Source organism: Citrobacter sp. RHB35-C21, from assembly GCF_013816515.1.
In the GTDB taxonomy this organism is placed as follows: domain Bacteria; phylum Pseudomonadota; class Gammaproteobacteria; order Enterobacterales; family Enterobacteriaceae; genus Citrobacter; species Citrobacter braakii.
The window spans coordinates 4,210,522-4,227,557 of sequence record NZ_CP057147.1 but is presented as its reverse complement, the minus strand read 5'-3'; the positions used below and the strand labels follow the sequence as shown (position 1 = coordinate 4,227,557).

General features: G+C 52.8%; 18 protein-coding genes. 7 read left to right on the top strand and 11 right to left on the bottom strand.

From position 1 onward, the window contains the following. Window positions 1–13 precede the first annotated feature (13 nt). The gene (gene cueO / locus HVZ39_RS20575) at window positions 14–1,630 is read left to right on the top strand and encodes a multicopper oxidase CueO (RefSeq protein WP_181632909.1); all 1,617 of its coding nucleotides are present in this window, start codon (window positions 14–16) and stop codon (window positions 1,628–1,630) included. Between the two features lie 121 nt (window positions 1,631–1,751). After that, the gene (locus tag HVZ39_RS20570; RefSeq protein ID WP_016155709.1) at window positions 1,752–2,273 is read left to right on the top strand and encodes a hypothetical protein; all 522 of its coding nucleotides are present in this window, start codon (window positions 1,752–1,754) and stop codon (window positions 2,271–2,273) included. A gap of 34 nt (window positions 2,274–2,307) precedes the next feature. Here the strand turns inward: HVZ39_RS20570 and HVZ39_RS20565 are convergent, their stop codons facing one another. Next, window positions 2,308–4,698 carry a glucose/quinate/shikimate family membrane-bound PQQ-dependent dehydrogenase gene (locus HVZ39_RS20565; RefSeq protein ID WP_181632908.1) on the bottom strand — a complete coding sequence of 797 codons (2,391 nt, stop codon included), beginning with the start codon at window positions 4,696–4,698 and terminating at the stop codon, window positions 2,308–2,310. A gap of 203 nt (window positions 4,699–4,901) precedes the next feature. On the opposite strand from HVZ39_RS20565, the gene hpt reads away from it, so the two are divergent. Further along, window positions 4,902–5,438: a hypoxanthine phosphoribosyltransferase gene (gene hpt, locus HVZ39_RS20560; protein WP_016151732.1), complete on the top strand. Its 537-nt coding sequence runs from the start codon at window positions 4,902–4,904 to the stop codon at window positions 5,436–5,438. Window positions 5,439–5,508: 70 nt separating this feature from the next. Here hpt and can read toward each other — a convergent pair whose 3' ends face one another. Continuing rightward, window positions 5,509–6,198, bottom strand: coding sequence for a carbonate dehydratase (gene can, locus HVZ39_RS20555; RefSeq protein WP_016151733.1), 690 nt, complete (start codon window positions 6,196–6,198; stop codon window positions 5,509–5,511). Between the two features lie 101 nt (window positions 6,199–6,299). Between can and HVZ39_RS20550 the strand changes: the two genes are divergently transcribed. From HVZ39_RS20550 to HVZ39_RS20535, 4 genes are all read left to right on the top strand, one after another. After that, window positions 6,300–7,226 carry an ABC transporter ATP-binding protein gene (locus HVZ39_RS20550; protein WP_046275357.1) on the top strand — a complete coding sequence of 309 codons (927 nt, stop codon included), beginning with the start codon at window positions 6,300–6,302 and terminating at the stop codon, window positions 7,224–7,226. Beyond that, entirely contained in the window at window positions 7,223–7,993 is a 771-nt protein-coding gene (locus HVZ39_RS20545) for an ABC transporter permease (RefSeq protein ID WP_181632907.1), read from the top strand. The genes HVZ39_RS20550 and HVZ39_RS20545 overlap by 4 nt, the downstream gene beginning before the upstream one ends. A 103-nt stretch (window positions 7,994–8,096) precedes the next feature. After that, window positions 8,097–8,537, top strand: a complete 441-nt coding sequence (locus HVZ39_RS20540; protein WP_016151735.1) for a PTS sugar transporter subunit IIA — start codon at window positions 8,097–8,099, stop codon at window positions 8,535–8,537. 61 nt (window positions 8,538–8,598) lie between these two features. Then, entirely contained in the window at window positions 8,599–9,828 is a 1,230-nt protein-coding gene (locus HVZ39_RS20535) for a polysaccharide deacetylase family protein (protein ID WP_016151736.1), read from the top strand. A 6-nt stretch (window positions 9,829–9,834) separates the two neighbouring features. Here HVZ39_RS20535 and panD read toward each other — a convergent pair whose 3' ends face one another. The 9 genes from panD to thpR all read right to left on the bottom strand — a co-directional run bounded on the left by panD (window position 9,835) and on the right by thpR (window position 16,995). Next, window positions 9,835–10,215 (bottom strand): aspartate 1-decarboxylase, encoded by a 381-nt coding sequence (gene panD, locus HVZ39_RS20530; protein WP_000621526.1) that lies wholly within the window; start codon window positions 10,213–10,215, stop codon window positions 9,835–9,837. Window positions 10,216–10,310: 95 nt separating this feature from the next. Continuing rightward, window positions 10,311–11,165, bottom strand: coding sequence for a pantoate--beta-alanine ligase (gene panC, locus HVZ39_RS20525; protein WP_016151737.1), 855 nt, complete (start codon window positions 11,163–11,165; stop codon window positions 10,311–10,313). 125 nt (window positions 11,166–11,290) lie between these two features. Further along, a complete protein-coding gene (gene panB / locus HVZ39_RS20520) occupies window positions 11,291–12,082 on the bottom strand; it encodes a 3-methyl-2-oxobutanoate hydroxymethyltransferase (protein ID WP_131347690.1) in 792 nt (263 codons plus the stop codon). A 120-nt stretch (window positions 12,083–12,202) separates the two neighbouring features. Beyond that, complete coding sequence (gene folK / locus HVZ39_RS20515; protein WP_016151739.1) at window positions 12,203–12,682, bottom strand: 2-amino-4-hydroxy-6-hydroxymethyldihydropteridine diphosphokinase; 480 nt, start codon at window positions 12,680–12,682, stop codon at window positions 12,203–12,205. Next, the gene (gene pcnB, locus HVZ39_RS20510; RefSeq protein ID WP_203457720.1) at window positions 12,679–14,073 is read right to left on the bottom strand and encodes a polynucleotide adenylyltransferase PcnB; all 1,395 of its coding nucleotides are present in this window, start codon (window positions 14,071–14,073) and stop codon (window positions 12,679–12,681) included. The genes folK and pcnB overlap by 4 nt, the downstream gene beginning before the upstream one ends. A gap of 71 nt (window positions 14,074–14,144) precedes the next feature. Next, window positions 14,145–15,041 carry a tRNA glutamyl-Q(34) synthetase GluQRS gene (gluQRS, locus tag HVZ39_RS20505; RefSeq protein ID WP_181632906.1) on the bottom strand — a complete coding sequence of 299 codons (897 nt, stop codon included), beginning with the start codon at window positions 15,039–15,041 and terminating at the stop codon, window positions 14,145–14,147. A gap of 70 nt (window positions 15,042–15,111) precedes the next feature. Further along, window positions 15,112–15,567 (bottom strand): RNA polymerase-binding protein DksA, encoded by a 456-nt coding sequence (gene dksA, locus HVZ39_RS20500; protein WP_003018625.1) that lies wholly within the window; start codon window positions 15,565–15,567, stop codon window positions 15,112–15,114. A gap of 177 nt (window positions 15,568–15,744) precedes the next feature. Continuing rightward, a complete protein-coding gene (gene sfsA, locus HVZ39_RS20495) occupies window positions 15,745–16,449 on the bottom strand; it encodes a DNA/RNA nuclease SfsA (protein ID WP_016151742.1) in 705 nt (234 codons plus the stop codon). Window positions 16,450–16,464: 15 nt separating this feature from the next. Beyond that, a complete protein-coding gene (thpR, locus tag HVZ39_RS20490) occupies window positions 16,465–16,995 on the bottom strand; it encodes an RNA 2',3'-cyclic phosphodiesterase (RefSeq protein WP_181632905.1) in 531 nt (176 codons plus the stop codon). Between the last annotated feature and the right edge of the window lie 41 nt (window positions 16,996–17,036).

The window sequence follows — 17,036 nt, the reverse complement described above, 5'->3', positions numbered from 1 at the left end:
TAAGGAAGTGATTATGCAACGTCGTGACTTTTTAAAGTACTCCGTGGCGCTGGGCGTCGCGTCAGCGTTACCTCTGTGGAGCCGGAGCGTATTTGCTGCAGACCGTCCCGCATTACCCATTCCAGACCTGTTAACCGCAGATGCCTCTAACCGTATGCAGCTGATCGTGCAAGCCGGACAGTCGAGTTTTGCCGGTAAAACAGCCACGACCTGGGGATATAACGGCAGTTTGCTCGGGCCGGCGGTCAAGCTGAGCAAAGGGCAATCGGTGACGGTGGATATCCATAACCAGCTTGCCGAAGAGACGACGTTGCACTGGCACGGGCTGGAAATCCCCGGTGAAGTCGACGGTGGCCCGCAAGGTATTATTCCGGCGGGTGGGAAACGTTCTGTGACCTTCACACCGGATCAGCGCGCGGCAACCTGCTGGTTCCACCCGCATCAGCATGGGAAGACCGGTCATCAGGTGGCGATGGGCCTGGCCGGACTGGTGCTGATTGAAGATGAAGAGATTCGCAAGTTGCTGCTGCCTAAGCAGTGGGGCATTGATGATGTGCCGGTGATTATTCAGGATAAACAGTTCTCTGCTGATGGTCAGGTTAACTATCAACTGGACATCATGACCGCTGCCGTCGGCTGGTTTGGCGATACGCTGCTAACCAATGGGGCGATTTATCCTCAGCATGCTGCACCGCGCGGTTGGCTACGCCTGCGTCTGCTAAATGGTTGTAACGCACGCTCACTGAATATCGCGGCCAGCGACAATCGTCCTTTGTACGTTATTGCCAGCGACGGCGGACTGTTGGCAGAGCCAGTAAAAGTAACCGAACTTCCCATGCTGATGGGCGAACGATTTGAAGTGCTGGTGGACGTGAGCGATGGTAAAGCGTTTGATCTGGTCACTCTGCCTGTGGGTCAGATGGGCATGGCGATTGCGCCATTTGATAAGCCGCATCCGGTGATGCGCGTTCAGCCGCTGCTGATTACCGCTTCCGGCACGTTGCCGGATACGCTGACATCCATGCCGGCGCTGCCATCGCTTGAGGGGCTGACGGTGCGCAAACTGCAATTATCGATGGACCCAATGCTCGACATGATGGGCATGCAAATGTTGATGAAGAAGTACGGCGCTCAGGCTATGGCGGGTATGGATCATGGCAAGATGATGGGCCATATGAATAATGACAATATGGGCCACGGGAACATGAAGCATGGCAATATGAACCACGGTGAGATGGGGAATATGCAGTATGGTGACATGGGCAACATGAAGCATGGAACATTCGATTTCCATAATGCCAACCGGATTAATGGTCAGGCGTTTGATATGAATAAACCGATGTTTGCCGCGGCGAAAGGTCAACACGAACGCTGGGTGATTTCCGGTCAGGGCGACATGATGCTGCATCCGTTCCACATTCACGGCACGCAGTTCCGTATTCTGTCTGAAAATGGCAAAGCACCTGCTGCGCACCGCGCGGGATGGAAAGATACGGTGCGGGTTGAGGGCGGCGTGAGCGAGGTGCTGGTGAAATTTGACCACGACGCGCCAAAGGAACATGCCTATATGGCGCACTGCCATTTGTTAGAGCATGAGGATACCGGGATGATGCTCGGTTTTACCGTATAAACAGCGGCGGATAGCGGTGGCGCTATCCGCTAAATGTTTATTTCAAAAACGGATTATTACTCTATCGTCGAGTAAAGGCATTCATATACTGATGAGGTTACTCACTCATCACGAGGTATTCATGACCCTTTTGCGAAAAGTACTGACGGCATCTTTTATTATGCTTCTGGCGGTTTCGGCACAGGCTGCGATGAAGATGGAACGCCAACAGATTTCAAAACTGAATTTAAGTCTCGAAATTCCGCAGACGCTCACGCCAATGCCGGACGAAATGGCAAAAATCAAATACCCTTCTGAAAACCGTCCACAGGTGATTTACGGTGACGAACGCGGTAAAGCGTCTCTAGGTATTACCGCCGGGCGCAACGCGTTGCCTGCCGCTCAGTTGGATATGGCAAAGGATGCGACACTGAAGATGCTGACCAACTTCAAGCCGCAGGCGGAACCTGTCACGGTTGATGGACATAAAGCGTGGCTGATTACTTTCCGTTCTCAAGCGCCGGATACTGAAATTCTCAATATGCTGCTGATTACCTCGCAAAACGAGAAAGCGGTGCAGGTCTCCTTCAATATGACCAAAGATCTGGTGGCTCAGTATCAGGAAGCCGCAAAAGCGTCGTTACTGTCACTGAAGTTTGAATAAAAAAACGCCCGCTGATTAGCGGGCGTTTTCCATTTTACTTCGCGTCGTCCGGCAACGCGTATGCCACGATATAATCGCCCATCTTAGTGCCAAATGAGCCGTGGCCCCCGGCTGATATCACCACATACTGCTTACCGTTAACTTCATACGTCATCGGCGTTGCCTGGCCGCCTGCCGGAATCCGACCCTGCCACAGTTTTTCACCGTTGCTCATGTTGTATGCGCGCAGATAGTTATCGGCAGTCGCGGCTATAAACAGCACGTTACCCGCGGTGGAGATAGGTCCACCCAGCATCGGCATCCCCATATTGAACGGCACCGGAACCGGCATTGGGAATGGCATGCTGTCCTGTGGCGTGCCAATGCGTTTTTTCCACACCACTTGATTAGTTTTCAGATCTACGGCGGAAATGTAGCCCCATGCTGGCTGTTTACACGGCAGACCAAATGGTGAAAGGAACGGATTGAGCGTTACGCCGAACGGTACGCCGTACTGCGGCTGAATACCGGACTCCGTGCCAGTACCTTTGGCATCTCTCGGCGGCTCCATCGGATTGCCGGGACCGCGTGGGATCAGCTTAGAAACGAACGGCAGCGCCATCGGGTTGGCAATGGCTACCTGACGGTTGGGATCAACGGAAATACCGCCCCATTCGAACATGCCGAGGTTACCCGGGAACACCAGAGTGCCTTGCTCTGAAGGCGGGGTAAAAATGCCTTCATAGCGCAGCTGGTGGAACATTACGCGGCACATCAACTGGTCAAACATGGTTGCGCCCCACATATCCGCACCACTGAGATCTTTTTGCGGACGGAAACTGAGATCGGAGAACGGCTGGGTTTTGCTGACATAATCACCTTTGGCTGCACCTTGCGGCACCGGTTTTTCCGGGGCAGGCACCATCAGTTCACCATTACGGCGGTCGAGCACAAAGATATTACCGGTTTTTGCCGGGGCATAAATGACCGGAATTTTCTCTCCATTGACGTTGATATCCGCCAGGGTTGGCTGCGCCGGTAAGTCCATATCCCACAGATCGTGGTGAACGGTCTGATAGCTCCAGGCCAATTTCCCGGTCGTGGCATTTAACGCCAGAATGGCGCTGGCGTAACGTTCCTGTTCCGGTGTGCGGTTACCGCCCCAGATATCCGGCGTGGTAACGCCCATGGGCAGATACACCAGATCCAGCTTCGCGTCGTAGGCCGCAGGCGCCCAGGAGTTGGGTGAATTAAAGGTGAAGGTATGTTCATCTGACGGGATGAAATTAGGATCCTTGGCACCGGGATCAAACGCCCACAGAAGCTTACCGTTATTGACGTCAAAACCACGTATCACCCCGGATGTTTCGCGGGTTGAGTAGTTATCGGTTACCGACCCGGCAATAACGATGGTTTTATCGGTGATTATCGGGGGAGACGTTGGTTCGTACAGGCCCGGTGAGGTATCCGGCATATTGGTCTGCAGATTTAAAATACCTTTATTGGCGAAGGTTTCGCACAGCTTGCCGGTCTCGGCATTCAAGGCAAACAGTCGACCATCATTGACCGGCAAAAGGATGCGGCGCGGACAGTCGGCCATCACCTCTGCAGAAGCCGTATCCGGTTTGGCTTCATGATAAGAAACGCCGCGACAGGTTACGTGCTGGAAGCTGGTATTGGTATTGAGTTGGGGATCGAAATGCCACTTCTCTTTCCCGCTGGCCGCATCCAGGGCGAACAGCCGCTGGTGGGCGGTACACAGATAAAGAGTATCCCCTACTTTTATTGGCGTGACTTCATTGGTGATTTCACCGGGATCGTTGGGTTGTTTTAAATCCCCGGTACGAAATACCCAGGCTTCTTTCAACTGATGAACGTTGTCAGCGTTGATTTGTTTTAACGGTGAGTAGCGTTGACCTTCCTGATTGCGACCGTAAGCCGGCCAATCCTCGTCGGCAACCGCTGAGATTGCATCGGCCTGAGAGGTATCTGCACTCAGCGTGCCGTGAACCTCTTGTGGATCGTTGAAGCCAGCCCAGGTCAGGATACCGCCGCTAATCAGCAGGGCCACCACTAGCGCCGCTACTGCGCCACTGGAAGGGATAATCAGGCGATGCCAGACGAAAGGCAGGATAAGCCAGATACCAAAGAAGACCAGGATGTCACTACGCGGCGTCAGCGCCCAGAAATCAAAGCCGACTTCCCAGACGCCCCAAATCATGGTGGCGAGAAGCAGGGCGGCATACAGCCAAAGGGCGGATCGGTTACTGCGCCACAGCAGGAGAGCCACACCGAGCATGGCAAGGCCCGCGATCGGGTAATACCAGGAGCCACCGATGGCGACCAGCCAGCCTCCACCAATCAGGAGATATAGTCCACAAAGTGCCGCAAACAGGGCGCTCAGGGTCACGATAAGCCGTTGAGAACGTACGTTGTTATTTGCCATAAAAAATACCATCACAGGTGTTATTTCTTTAATAGCAGTTAATTATAGGAGCTAAAACGCGTGATAAACGTCACATTATGAACTTTATCAACAGATGCCGCGTATGAATGCTTTTGCTGGTATACTGCGTGCCTTGCGCTTAGATGCTGACTTATTAAAAGTTAGCATTGAGTGATTTGTTTTTAAATCATATGGTTAGAGATATGAAACATACTGTTGAAGTCATGATCCCGGAAGCGGAGATCAAAGCGCGTATTGCTGAACTGGGACGTCAGATTAACGAACGTTACAAGGACAGCGGCAGCGATATGGTGCTGGTTGGTCTGTTACGCGGCTCATTTATGTTTATGGCCGACCTGTGCCGTGAAGTGCATGTCTCCCACGAAGTCGATTTCATGACTGCTTCCAGCTATGGCAGCGGAATGTCCACCACGCGCGATGTTAAAATCCTGAAAGACCTGGATGAAGACATTCGTGGCAAGGACGTGCTGATTGTCGAAGACATCATCGACTCCGGTAACACGTTGTCCAAAGTGCGTGAGATTCTGAGCCTGCGCGAGCCGAAATCCCTGGCTATTTGTACGCTGCTGGACAAACCTACCCGTCGTGAAGTGGATGTTCCGGTTGAGTTTATCGGATTCTCTATCCCAGATGAGTTTGTTGTCGGCTATGGCATTGACTATGCCCAGCGTTATCGCCATCTGCCGTACGTTGGCAAAGTGGTGCTGCTGGACGAGTAATGTCGGGAGCGCCTGATGGCGCTTTGCTTATTCGGCCTGCACGATACTTCCCCGCAGGCCGAAAAGCGACTTAAGCGTCGCTGCCGCTTGTTGGTATCTGCTTGTGATTGGTATGTTTCTGGCTGAGGTTAGACAGCCCCTGGCGATAGCGCTGCTCCAGCGTCTCGCGACTGGTGGCGGTGACGTCCAGATCGCGCAGCAGGCCATCATGAATACCGTAAGCCCAGCCGTGAATGGTAACTTTCTGACCGCGCTTCCAGGCTGAACGCATGATGGTTGAGTGGCCCAAGTTGTAGACCTGCTCCATTACATTCAGTTCGCACAGGGTGTCAATGCGACGTTCCTGCGGCATTTCGCCCAGCAGTGAACTGTGTTTAAACCAGATATCGCGAATATGCAGTAACCAGTTATCAATCAGCCCCTGTTCTTTATTTTCAATAGCTGCCTGTACGCCACCACATCCATAGTGGCCGCAAATAATAATATGTTCCACTTCCAGCACATCCACCGCATACTGAACTACTGAGAGACAGTTCAGGTCGGTGTGAATAACCAGATTGGCAACATTACGGTGAACAAATAATTCACCCGGCTCAAGACCGGTTAAACGTTCTGCGGGAACGCGACTGTCGGAACATCCAATCCATAAAAAGCGCGGATTTTGTGCGTGAGTCAGCGTTTCAAAAAATCCGGGATCCTCTTCTACCAGCATCTTTGACCATAGCGCGTTGTTGCTGATGAGTGTATCTATGTCTTTCATGGAGGCTGTAACCAATTGAATTGCGTTGCGCTAATATAGGTTAACTCCTGATTTATTAAAACCAAATATCAAGCATTAGAATGTAAGGTAAGTAAAAAACCATGACCATTGCTCTGGAACTTCAACAACTTAAAAAAACCTATCCCGGTGGCGTTCAGGCGTTACGCGGAATAGATTTGCAAGTCGAAGCGGGGGATTTTTATGCGCTTTTGGGACCGAATGGCGCAGGCAAGTCCACCACCATCGGGATAATCAGCTCGCTGGTGAATAAAACCTCTGGGCGGGTGAGCGTCTTCGGATACGATCTTGAAAAAGATACCGTTAATGCGAAACGCCAGCTTGGTCTGGTACCGCAGGAGTTTAACTTTAACCCGTTTGAAACCGTGCAGCAGATCGTAGTCAACCAGGCGGGTTATTACGGCGTTGAGTATAAAGAGGCGGTCAAACGCAGCGAACTATATTTAAAGCAGCTCGATTTATGGGAAAAACGTAACGAGCGCGCGCGCATGCTCTCCGGCGGGATGAAACGCCGTCTGATGATTGCCCGCGCACTAATGCACGAGCCTAAATTACTCATCCTTGATGAACCGACGGCGGGGGTCGACATTGAGCTGCGTCGTTCAATGTGGGGTTTTTTAAAGGATTTAAACGACAAAGGCACCACGATTATTCTGACCACTCACTATCTCGAAGAAGCGGAAATGCTGTGTCGCAACATCGGCATTATTCAGCATGGCGAGCTGGTGGAAAACACCTCGATGAAGAGCCTGCTCTCTAAGCTGAAATCCGAGACCTTTATTCTCGATCTGGCGCCGAAAAGCCCGCTGCCAAAACTGGAGGGCTATCAATACCGGCTGGTGGATACCTCCACGCTGGAAGTGGAAGTCCTGCGTGAACAGGGGGTCAACAGCGTGTTCTCACAGCTGAGCGCCCAGGGCATTCAGGTATTGAGTATGCGAAACAAAGCGAACCGACTGGAAGAACTGTTTGTTTCTCTGGTGCATGAAAAACAAGGAGATCGCGCATGATGCAGCTTTATTGGGTTGCGCTGAAAAGCATCTGGGCGAAAGAGATCCACCGCTTTATGCGAATCTGGGTCCAGACTCTGGTTCCTCCCGTCATTACTATGACGCTCTATTTTATTATCTTTGGTAACCTGATCGGCTCGCGTATCGGCGAAATGCATGGTTTTAGCTACATGCAGTTTATCGTGCCAGGGCTGATTATGATGGCGGTAATTACCAACTCGTACGCCAACGTGGCATCGTCATTCTTCAGCGCCAAGTTTCAACGCAACATTGAAGAGTTACTGGTCGCTCCGGTACCGACGCACGTGATCATCGCCGGTTTTGTTGGCGGCGGCGTGGCGCGTGGCCTGTGCGTAGGGATCCTGGTAACAGCGATTTCGCTGTTCTTTGTGCCGTTCCAGGTGCATTCCTGGGTCTTTGTGGCGCTTACGCTGGTGTTAACAGCGGTGCTGTTTTCGCTGGCCGGTCTGTTGAACGCGGTTTTCGCTAAAACCTTTGACGATATCAGCCTGATCCCAACCTTCGTGCTGACTCCGCTGACCTATCTGGGCGGCGTTTTCTATTCGTTAACGTTGCTGCCGCCGTTCTGGCAGGGACTGTCGCATCTGAACCCGATTGTCTACATGATTAGCGGTTTCCGTTACGGCTTCCTGGGGATCCACGATGTTCCGCTGGTCACCACCTTTGGCGTGCTGGTGGTGTTTATCGCGGCGTTTTATTTGCTGAGCTGGTACCTGATTCAGCGCGGACGCGGCCTGCGCAGCTAAGTCTTTCTTCCTCTCCTTACCCGGGAGAGGAAGACTTTTGATGCTTATCACCATTACGGATTTATCACCCTGATAAACTACTTGCCTGCTAAGGAGGTAGGCAATGCTAGGTTGGGTAATTACCTGTCATGATGATAAGGCACAGGATATGCTGCATCGTCTGGAGAAAAAGTACGGCCCGTTGGTTCAATGCCAGGCGGTGAGTTTTTGGCGTGGGCTTAGCTCGAATATGCTAAGTCGCATGATGTGCCATGCCCTGCATGCTACAGACTCTGGCGAGGGTGTGATATTCCTGACGGATATGGCCGGGGCCGCGCCTTACCGCGTGGCTTCGTTAATGAGCCATAAACATCCCCAGTGTGAAGTGATTTCAGGTATCAGTTATCCATTGCTTGAGCGAATGCTTTCGTCGCGGGAATCGATGAGCAGTTCTGCGTTTCGTGATAGCATCGTTGCGCTTGGCGGGCCCGAAGTCTCTAGCCTCTGGCATCAACAACAGAAAAATCCCCCTTTCGTGTTGAAGCATGATTTGTATGAGTATTAATCATTGGTATTGATGGCGCTTTTGCTACAATAGCCGGGGTTTCTCGCCTCGGTTATCTCATATGGTGATGCGCGTTCTGCTTGTTTTATTGCTCCTGTTTTCTGGCAGCATAGCTGCGGCTTTGCCTGCTCGCTACATGCAAACCACCGAAGCAGCCGCCGTGTGGGCGCAGATTGGCAACAAGATGGTGACGGTAGGAAATATTCGCGCCGGGCAGATCCTCGCCGTTGAGCCAATTGCGGCAGACTATTACGAATTTACCTTTGGTTTTGGTACCGGGTTTATTGATAAAGGGCATCTGGAGCCTGTGCAGGGGCGGCAGAAAGTCGACGATGGTCTGGGCGATCTCAATAAACCCCTCAGCAACCAAAGCCTGATCACCTGGAAAGATACGCCGGTTTATAACGCTCCGGATGTTGGTAGCGCCCCGTTTGGCGTGCTGGCGGATAATCTGCGTTATCCGGTTATCAGCAAGCTTAAAGACCGTCTCAACCAAACCTGGTACCAGATCCGTATTGGCGGCAGACTGGCCTATATCAGCGCTCTGGATGCGCAGGAAGACAACGGTATCCCGGTGTTAACCTATCACCATATTCTGCGCGATGAAGAGAATACCCGTTTTCGCCACACCTCCACGACAACCTCCGTACGCGCCTTCAGCAACCAGATGGCCTGGCTACAGGACCGCGGCTACACCACGTTGACGATGTACCAACTGGAAGGCTATGTTCGCAACAATATGAATCTCCCGGCGCGGGCGGTGGTGCTGACTTTTGATGATGGTCTGAAGTCGGTGAGTCGTTATGCTTACCCGATTCTGAAGCAGCACGGCATGAAGGCAACGGCGTTTATTATCTCCTCACGTATCAAGCGCCACCCGCAGAAGTGGGATCCGAAATCACTGCAGTTTATGAGCATCGCGGAACTGAATGAGATCAGGGACGTGTTCGACTTCCAGTCGCATACCCATTTTTTACATCGGGTTGATGCGAATCACCGGCCAATCCTGCTGAGTCGCAGCTATCATAATATTCTGTTTGATTTCGCCCGTTCGCGTCGGGCGTTGTCTCAGTTTAACCCTCACGTTCTTTATCTTTCTTACCCGTTTGGCGGCTATAACGCCACCGCAGTAAAAGCGGCAGGCGACGCGGGATTCCACATGGCGGTCACCACGGTGAGAGGGAAGGTTAAACCGGGGGATAATCCGTTCTTATTGAAAAGACTTTATATTTTAAGAACGGATTCGCTGGAGACGATGTCGCGGCTGATAAGTAATCAGCCGCAGGGGTAAGGGCTGTCAGGCAACCTGTACCGGAATGGCTTTCGCGGTGCGCTTCATTTCGTTGTCGCCTTCAAAGTAGGCCACTTTCGGACGCCAGGTGCGGGCTTCTTCATCAGACATGGTGACGAAGCTGGCGATAATCACAATGTCGCCGACTTCAGCACAGTGTGCCGCTGCGCCGTTCACCGAGATGATTCTGGAGCCGCGTTCAGCCGCAATCGCGTAGGTTGAGAAACGTTTACCGTTGGTCACGTTCCAGATATCAATAGCTTCGTTTTCCAGAATACCAGAGGCATCGAGGAAATCCTGGTCGATGGCGCAGGAGCCTTCGTAGTGCAGGTCCGCCTGCGTGACTTTTACGCGGTGGAGCTTGCCTTGCAGCATGGTGCGAATCATAACTTCTATACCCTGTCGTTTACCTTGGCTAAGCAGGCACTACTGGCCTGCTTTGAGAAATTCTCAGGCAGTATTGCCTGATTTTTAACCCCTGTCTACTGGGCTAATGTAACGCTTTGATTATCGATCAGACGTGCCTGACCCAGCCAGGCGGCGGCCAGAATCACCGCGCGTTTACTGGTTTCCGTCAGCTCCAGCAGCGTGTCGGCATCACGAATCTGAATATCGTCGGCACGGAAGCCTTTTTCATTCAGTTCCTGCTCGGCAATGGCAATAATCTCTTCCTGGTCACGATGGCCGGCAAGCAGCTTTTCAGCGATGCCGTTCATCACTTTGTGCAGACCCGGCGCAATTTTTCGCTGCTCTGCGGTCAGATAACCGTTACGTGAGCTAAGCGCCAGACCGTCTTTGGCGCGAATAATCGGCACGCCAACGATCTCAATGTCATAACCCAGATCTGCCACCATTTTGCGGATCAATGCGAGCTGCTGGAAATCTTTCTCGCCAAAGCAGGCGATATCTGGCTGGATCAGGTTAAACAGCTTACTGACGATAGTGGAAACGCCACGGAAGTGGCCTGGACGGCTGGCGCCTTCCAGCATGGTGGAGAGACCGGGAACTTCAACGAAAGTCTGGCCTTCCAGACCCTGCGGGTAGATTTCCTCAACGGCTGGCGCAAAAACATAATCGACTTTACGCTTGTTCAGCTTTTCACAATCTTCCTGCAGCGTGCGCGGATAGCGCACCAGATCGTCCGGTCGGTCAAACTGCATCGGGTTGACGAAAATGCTGACGATCACCACATCAGCCCGCGCTTTTGCCTCATCGACCAGTTTCATATGGCCGTCGTGCAGGTTGCCCATGGTGGGAACCAGAGCGACGCGTTTGCCTTCCTGACGCAGACGACGAATATGCTGGCGCAGCAGCGGCAGGGTTTCAATGATTAACACGACAAGACTCCTTGAGTTGCCTGAGGAACCGTAGGCCGGATAAGGCGTTTACGCCGCCATCCGGCAACATGCTGCGAACCGCCTGATGGCGCTACGCTTTTCAGGCCGATATATGGCCTGAAAAATTAGTGGAAACTGTGTTCTTCGCCCGGATAAACGCCGGACTCCACTTCAGCCATATACTGCCGCACTGCGGCGCGCATGTCGCCTGCTTCATTGAGGAAATTCTTCGCAAATTTCGGGATGTGTCCACCGGTAATACCAAAGGCATCGTGCATGACGAGGATTTGTCCATCGGTGACGTTACCTGCGCCGATACCGATAACCGGAATCGACAGCGCTTCGGTGACGCGCTTCGCCAGCTCAACCGGCACGCACTCCAGCACCAGCAACTGAGCGCCAGCGGCTTCTAAGGCCAGCGCGTCATCCAGCAATACCTGCCCGGCGTCGCCGCGGCCCTGAATTTTATAGCCGCCGAAAATATTCACCGACTGCGGTGTTAATCCCAGATGACCGCAAACCGGTACGGCGCGTTCGGTGAGCATTTTTACCGTATCCACCAGCCAGGCGCCGCCTTCAATTTTGACCATATTGGCACCCGCCCGCATCACCACCGCGGCGTTTTCAAATGCTTGTTGCGGCGTGGCGTAAGCCATAAATGGCAGGTCGGAGAGCAGCAGACAGTTGGGGGCGCCACGACGTACGGCACGAGTGTGGTAAGCAATATCTTCAACGGTAACCGGTAGGGTGGAGTCATGCCCCTGAATCGTCATGCCCAGCGAGTCGCCAACCAGCATCACATTAATGCCTTCGTCGGCAAATAACTTAGCAAAGCTGTAGTCGTAGGCGGTAATGGTTGCGAAGCGTTTTTTCTCTTGCTTGCATTTCTGCAGCAGTGAAATGGTGGTGGGTTTCATAACATTTCCTGATGATGAAAGTCATATTTATCGGCATTCTAACAGTCACATTCAGGGGGGCAATTGTTTTAAGCAACCGTTTGGCACTAAAGTAGTAAACGCTGAAGGGGAGAGGATACTTTACCAGTGTGCAGGTTTTGCGGCACCAAGATGGGTGAGGTGCTGATGCAGGCTGATACCCTCCGGGAAGATAAGCTCAGGTGCGATTTCAGCGAGCGGCCACAGCATAAAACCACGGTTTTTCATGTCGTAGTGCGGCACGGTCAGACGTTCGGTGTTAATCACTTCATCGCCAAACAGCATAATATCGAGGTCCAGAGTGCGCGGCCCCCAGCGTTCGGCTTTACGTACGCGTCCCTGTTGCAGCTCAATGCGTTGGGTATGATTAAGCAATTCTTCGGGAGCGAGAGTGGTTTCCAGCGCCACGGCAGCGTTCAGGTAATCTGGCTGATCCTGTGGGCCTAATGGCGGTGTGCGGTAAAAGGAGGAAACTGCGACGATACGGCTGTCGGGAATGTCGCCAATCGCTTTTACGGCAGCATTAACCTGCTCCAGAGGAGAGGCCAGATTACTGCCGAGAGCGATATAGGCGATGGTCACGCGGAACCTTCACGGCGCGGGGCGCGTTTACGCGGGCGACGATGACGACGGCGTTCTGGTTCTTCGTCGAGTTCGTTGAGCATGCCTTTTTGTTCCGGCGGTGCTGAAACCTGGAATTCTCCCCACCACTGCGCCAGACGCTGCAGTTCAGCGTTGTTTTCCACTTCGGCACGCAGGGCCAGCAGATCGTAAGCGGCGCGGAACTTCGGATGCTCCATCAGCTTCCAGGCGCGTTTGCCCTGGCGTCGAGACATGCGTAGCTGCAACTGCCAGATATCACGGGTCAGCGAGGTCAGACGTTTCGGGATCGCCAGCGAGCGGCAGGCTTCATCCAGTACGTCGTTCATCGCCAGTGCGAAGGCATCGTAGTAAGCCAGACCGCTTTCCTGGGCAATTTTCTGCGCAGCTTCCAGTAACGGATACCAGAACATGGCGGCGAACAAGAACGCCGGGTTAACGCGCATATCATTGTGGATGCGGTTATCGGTATTCTTCAGCACCTGAGCGATGATGCGTTCCATTGGGCTGTCACCGTCTTCGGTGAAATAGCGCGTAATGGTGGGGAACAGCGGCTGGAACAGGCTGTACTCACGCAGTTTTTTATAGGTTTCATACCCATAGCCCGCCTGTAACAGTTTGAGTGCTTCTTCAAACAGGCGTGCGGGGGGAATATCGTTAAGCAGTGTTGCCAGACGCGGGATTGGCTCAGCGGTTTCCGGGCTGATACGCATGTCGAGCTTGGCGGCAAAGCGCACGGCCCGCAGCATACGTACAGGGTCTTCGCGGTAGCGCGTTTCCGGATTACCGATCAGGCGAACGATGCCCTCTTCGAGATCCTGCATGCCACCAACGTAATCACGCACGGTGAAATCGGCCACGCTGTAATACAGGCTGTTAATCGTGAAGTCGCGACGCTGGGCATCTTCTTCGATGGAGCCGAAGATGTTGTCGCGCAGCAGCATACCGTTTTGTCCGCGCTGTGAGGTTGTGCGATCGGACTCGCTGCCTTCATGATGACCACGGAAAGTTGCCACTTCGATAATTTCCGGGCCAAACATGACATGGGCCAGACGGAAACGGCGACCAACCAGACGACAGTTACGAAACAGTTTTCGCACCTGATCTGGCGTGGCGTTAGTCGTGACATCAAAATCTTTCGGCTTTTTGCCCAGCAAAAGATCGCGTACGCCTCCGCCAACCAGCCATGCCTCGTATCCGGCCTTATTGAGCCTGTACATTACCTTCAGGGCATTTTCACTGATATCTTTGCGGGAGATAGAGTGCTGCTCACGCGGGATTACCGTCATGTGTGGACGGGCAACGGCGAGCTCGGCCTCGCGCTCCTCGCGGCTTAGCACCTTGCGGCAAAAATTAGCGACTCGGGTAAAAATAGTGCACCTCGGTAGTGTCAAACTTCAATCAGAACAAGTGTTGCTGTGTAAAAATAGCGGCTAATCATAGCTCAGCATGATGCATTTGAGAATGGCGGATTTACGATCGCCGATTCTGACACCGCTGTCAGACTCCAGTTTTCAATGGCAAACGTGAGAATCTGATCCACGCGCATCTCCTGCCACGGGATATCGGAGTGCTGGCCGAGAAAGCGCAGCGCAGCAACAATCACCGGGCGTGGATCGCCTTGCGGCAGTGCAGGTGCATGATTTTGTTTTGAAAGTTTAGCGCCTTGTTCGTTGAGCGCCAGCGGCAGATGAATATAGTCCGGCGCTTGCCAGCCGAACTGTTGATACAACGAAATTTGCCGTACCGTCGGTTCGATAAGATCGGCACCGCGCACAATTTCCGTCACGCCCTGGAAGTGGTCGTCTACCACCACCGCGAGGTTATAGGCAAACAGCCCGTCGCGACGGTGAATAATAAAATCTTCCTTTGCAAGCCGCGGATCAGCCTGAATCACACCGCGCAGTTGGTCCGTAAACTGCATCACCGGATGGCGTTGCTTAATGCGGACTGCCGCCTGTTCAGGCCCGTGGCGTAGTTCACGGCAATGACCGTCGTAAATACCGCCGACGCTTTGAATACGCGCGCGCGTACAGGTGCAGTAATAGCTCAGATCCTGCTGATGCAGCCAGGCCAGCGCCTCGCGGTAGGCGTCATGACGCTGGGATTGCCATAGAATATCGCCATCCCAGTGCAGTCCGTAATGTTCCAGCTGACGCAGAATCGTGTCTGCAGCACCGGGAACTTCACGAGGGGGGTCAATATCTTCAATGCGTACCCGCCAGATTCCGCGACGAGCACGGGCCTGCAGGTAACTCCCGAGGGCGGCAATCAGTGAACCAAAATGGAGTTCGCCAGAGGGGGAAGGGGCGAAGCGGCCAATATAATGTGAATCGCTCATTTTGCGGGCTAACAAATAATAAGGCGGGAGAAGCTCCCGCCTGTAGTAAACGTGGTAAAAATGACCGGAATTAACCTGCCATTTGTTTTTCGCGGATTTCTGCCAGCGTTTTACAGTCGATGCACAGATCGGCTGTCGGACGCGCTTCCAGACGGCGAATACCAATTTCTACGCCGCATGATTCGCAGTAGCCGAAATCTTCGTCTTCTACTTTCTTCAGCGTCTTCTCGATCTTTTTGATCAGTTTGCGCTCACGATCACGGTTACGCAGCTCAAGGCTGAATTCTTCTTCCTGTGCGGCGCGGTCCACCGGATCAGGGAAGTTAGCCGCTTCGTCTTGCATATGAGATACGGTGCGATCAACTTCATCCCTAAGTTGATTACGCCATGCCTCAAGAATACGCCTGAAGTGCGACAGCTGGGCTTCGTTCATATACTCTTCGCCCGGTTTCTCCTGGTACGGCTCCACCCCAGCGATGGCGAGAATACTCAGGGACGATGTTTTACGGTTTTGCCCTTCTTGCATGTTGCTTCTCCTTAACACGCACTATCGATCCCCATGTTCGGGGGAAAAATCAGGTCGCTATAAATAGCAGATGCTTTTCCGGATAGCAATTATCTAAACGTAACACTTGACAACCCTGTGAGGAAAAGCGTATTTGCCCACGCGCCCAGAATACTAATTAACCGAATGTTTACACCATTACAAGGTAATGGGCAACGGCTCTTTAAGAGTCATACCATGGGCAGAAAGTTCCGCTTTATAAACCAGAATTTCTACCCCCTTAAGCTGTGCTTCAACTAATAATTGCGCATATTTTGCATCGATATGGCGCGCGGGTGAAAACCGTGTAATGGCTGAATGCAACACCGCGAAAAATATCACCGCGCGCTTGCCTTCGGCCGCTACGCTCATCAATTCCCGAAGATGTTTCTGACCTCGTTCAGTGATGGCATCGGGAAAATAACCCTGATCTTTTTCCGCCAACGTGACTGATTTCACTTCAATATAGCAGTCAGGTCGGGAATCCGCCTGTAACAAAAAGTCGATGCGGCTCCCTTCGGCGCCGTATTTTACTTCACTTTTCAAGGTGCTGTAGTCTGAAACTTCCGAAATTAACGAACGCTGAATAGCCTCTTTCGTTAATCTATTGGCCCACAGCGTGTTAACACAAATAAGTGCACCGGATTGGGTTTGCGTTAATTCCCAGGTATGTGGATATTTTCGTTTAGTATTTTCTGATGTCGAATACCAGACAGTATCTCCCGGCGTTGCGCAGCCGGTCATGGCTCCCGTATTGGGGCAGTGTAGCGTTAACGTTGTGCCATCCGGTGTGATCACATCCGCTAAAAAACGCTTATAGCGCTGAATGAGCGTTGCAGGTTGTAAAGGTGGAGAAAATTGCATGAACAGTTCCTTTGATTATTCAGTCAGCGTCCAGCGTTGCAACTGCGTGTAACGCGTGCGTCCTCGCATGAATGAGGAGGAATAAAGCCCAAACTCCGTTACCGGAAACGACCAGCCAAACCCTGGCGGAGGGATATATATCGCGTGTCCGGCGTCACGCAGCAGCGTGATATGCGGGTGAAACGGCTGCGGGCTCTGGTGGCACCCACTGCGTGCGGCTTGTGCCCGCAACATGTTCGCCAACTGCAGCAGCCCGCGCGGCGGCTGACGCATTCCCAACCACACGACTCGCGAGCGCAGCCATTGCCCGGCATCGTCGAGTTTGAGCGTAAAACCCGGCTGGCGAATACGCCCTGCAAGCTGCGTTAACGCATGCTGCTTCTCAGCGCTGACGTCGCCCAAAAAGGCGAGCGTCAGATGCAGATTATCGGCGGCGACGGGACGACCCGCTTCAGGGGGGAACTGCGCGGCCCGCCAGTGGATTAACTGCTCCCGAACCTCGCCAGGCAATTCAATCGCAAAGAACAGCCTTTTTGGCTCAGACATGATGGATACTCGGTTATGAATTAACGCGATGCTACAATGCA

What these genes read in the sequence shown, in the direction of transcription:
- gluQRS (WP_181632906.1), bottom strand. Translation starts at nt 15,041, where the DNA reads ATGAGCGATTCACATTATATTGGCCGCTTCGCCCCTTCCCCCTCTGGC.
- hpt (WP_016151732.1), top strand. Translation starts at nt 4,902, where the DNA reads ATGAAACATACTGTTGAAGTCATGATCCCGGAAGCGGAGATCAAAGCG.
- dksA (WP_003018625.1), bottom strand. Translation starts at nt 15,567, where the DNA reads ATGCAAGAAGGGCAAAACCGTAAAACATCGTCCCTGAGTATTCTCGCC.
- sfsA (WP_016151742.1), bottom strand. Translation starts at nt 16,449, where the DNA reads ATGCAATTTTCTCCACCTTTACAACCTGCAACGCTCATTCAGCGCTAT.
- HVZ39_RS20545 (WP_181632907.1), top strand. Translation starts at nt 7,223, where the DNA reads ATGATGCAGCTTTATTGGGTTGCGCTGAAAAGCATCTGGGCGAAAGAG.
- HVZ39_RS20550 (WP_046275357.1), top strand. Translation starts at nt 6,300, where the DNA reads ATGACCATTGCTCTGGAACTTCAACAACTTAAAAAAACCTATCCCGGT.
- HVZ39_RS20570 (WP_016155709.1), top strand. Translation starts at nt 1,752, where the DNA reads ATGACCCTTTTGCGAAAAGTACTGACGGCATCTTTTATTATGCTTCTG.
- HVZ39_RS20535 (WP_016151736.1), top strand. Translation starts at nt 8,599, where the DNA reads ATGGTGATGCGCGTTCTGCTTGTTTTATTGCTCCTGTTTTCTGGCAGC.
- HVZ39_RS20540 (WP_016151735.1), top strand. Translation starts at nt 8,097, where the DNA reads ATGCTAGGTTGGGTAATTACCTGTCATGATGATAAGGCACAGGATATG.
- HVZ39_RS20565 (WP_181632908.1), bottom strand. Translation starts at nt 4,698, where the DNA reads ATGGCAAATAACAACGTACGTTCTCAACGGCTTATCGTGACCCTGAGC.
- panD (WP_000621526.1), bottom strand. Translation starts at nt 10,215, where the DNA reads ATGATTCGCACCATGCTGCAAGGCAAGCTCCACCGCGTAAAAGTCACG.
- cueO (WP_181632909.1), top strand. Translation starts at nt 14, where the DNA reads ATGCAACGTCGTGACTTTTTAAAGTACTCCGTGGCGCTGGGCGTCGCG.
- can (WP_016151733.1), bottom strand. Translation starts at nt 6,198, where the DNA reads ATGAAAGACATAGATACACTCATCAGCAACAACGCGCTATGGTCAAAG.
- panB (WP_131347690.1), bottom strand. Translation starts at nt 12,082, where the DNA reads ATGAAACCCACCACCATTTCACTGCTGCAGAAATGCAAGCAAGAGAAA.
- thpR (WP_181632905.1), bottom strand. Translation starts at nt 16,995, where the DNA reads ATGTCTGAGCCAAAAAGGCTGTTCTTTGCGATTGAATTGCCTGGCGAG.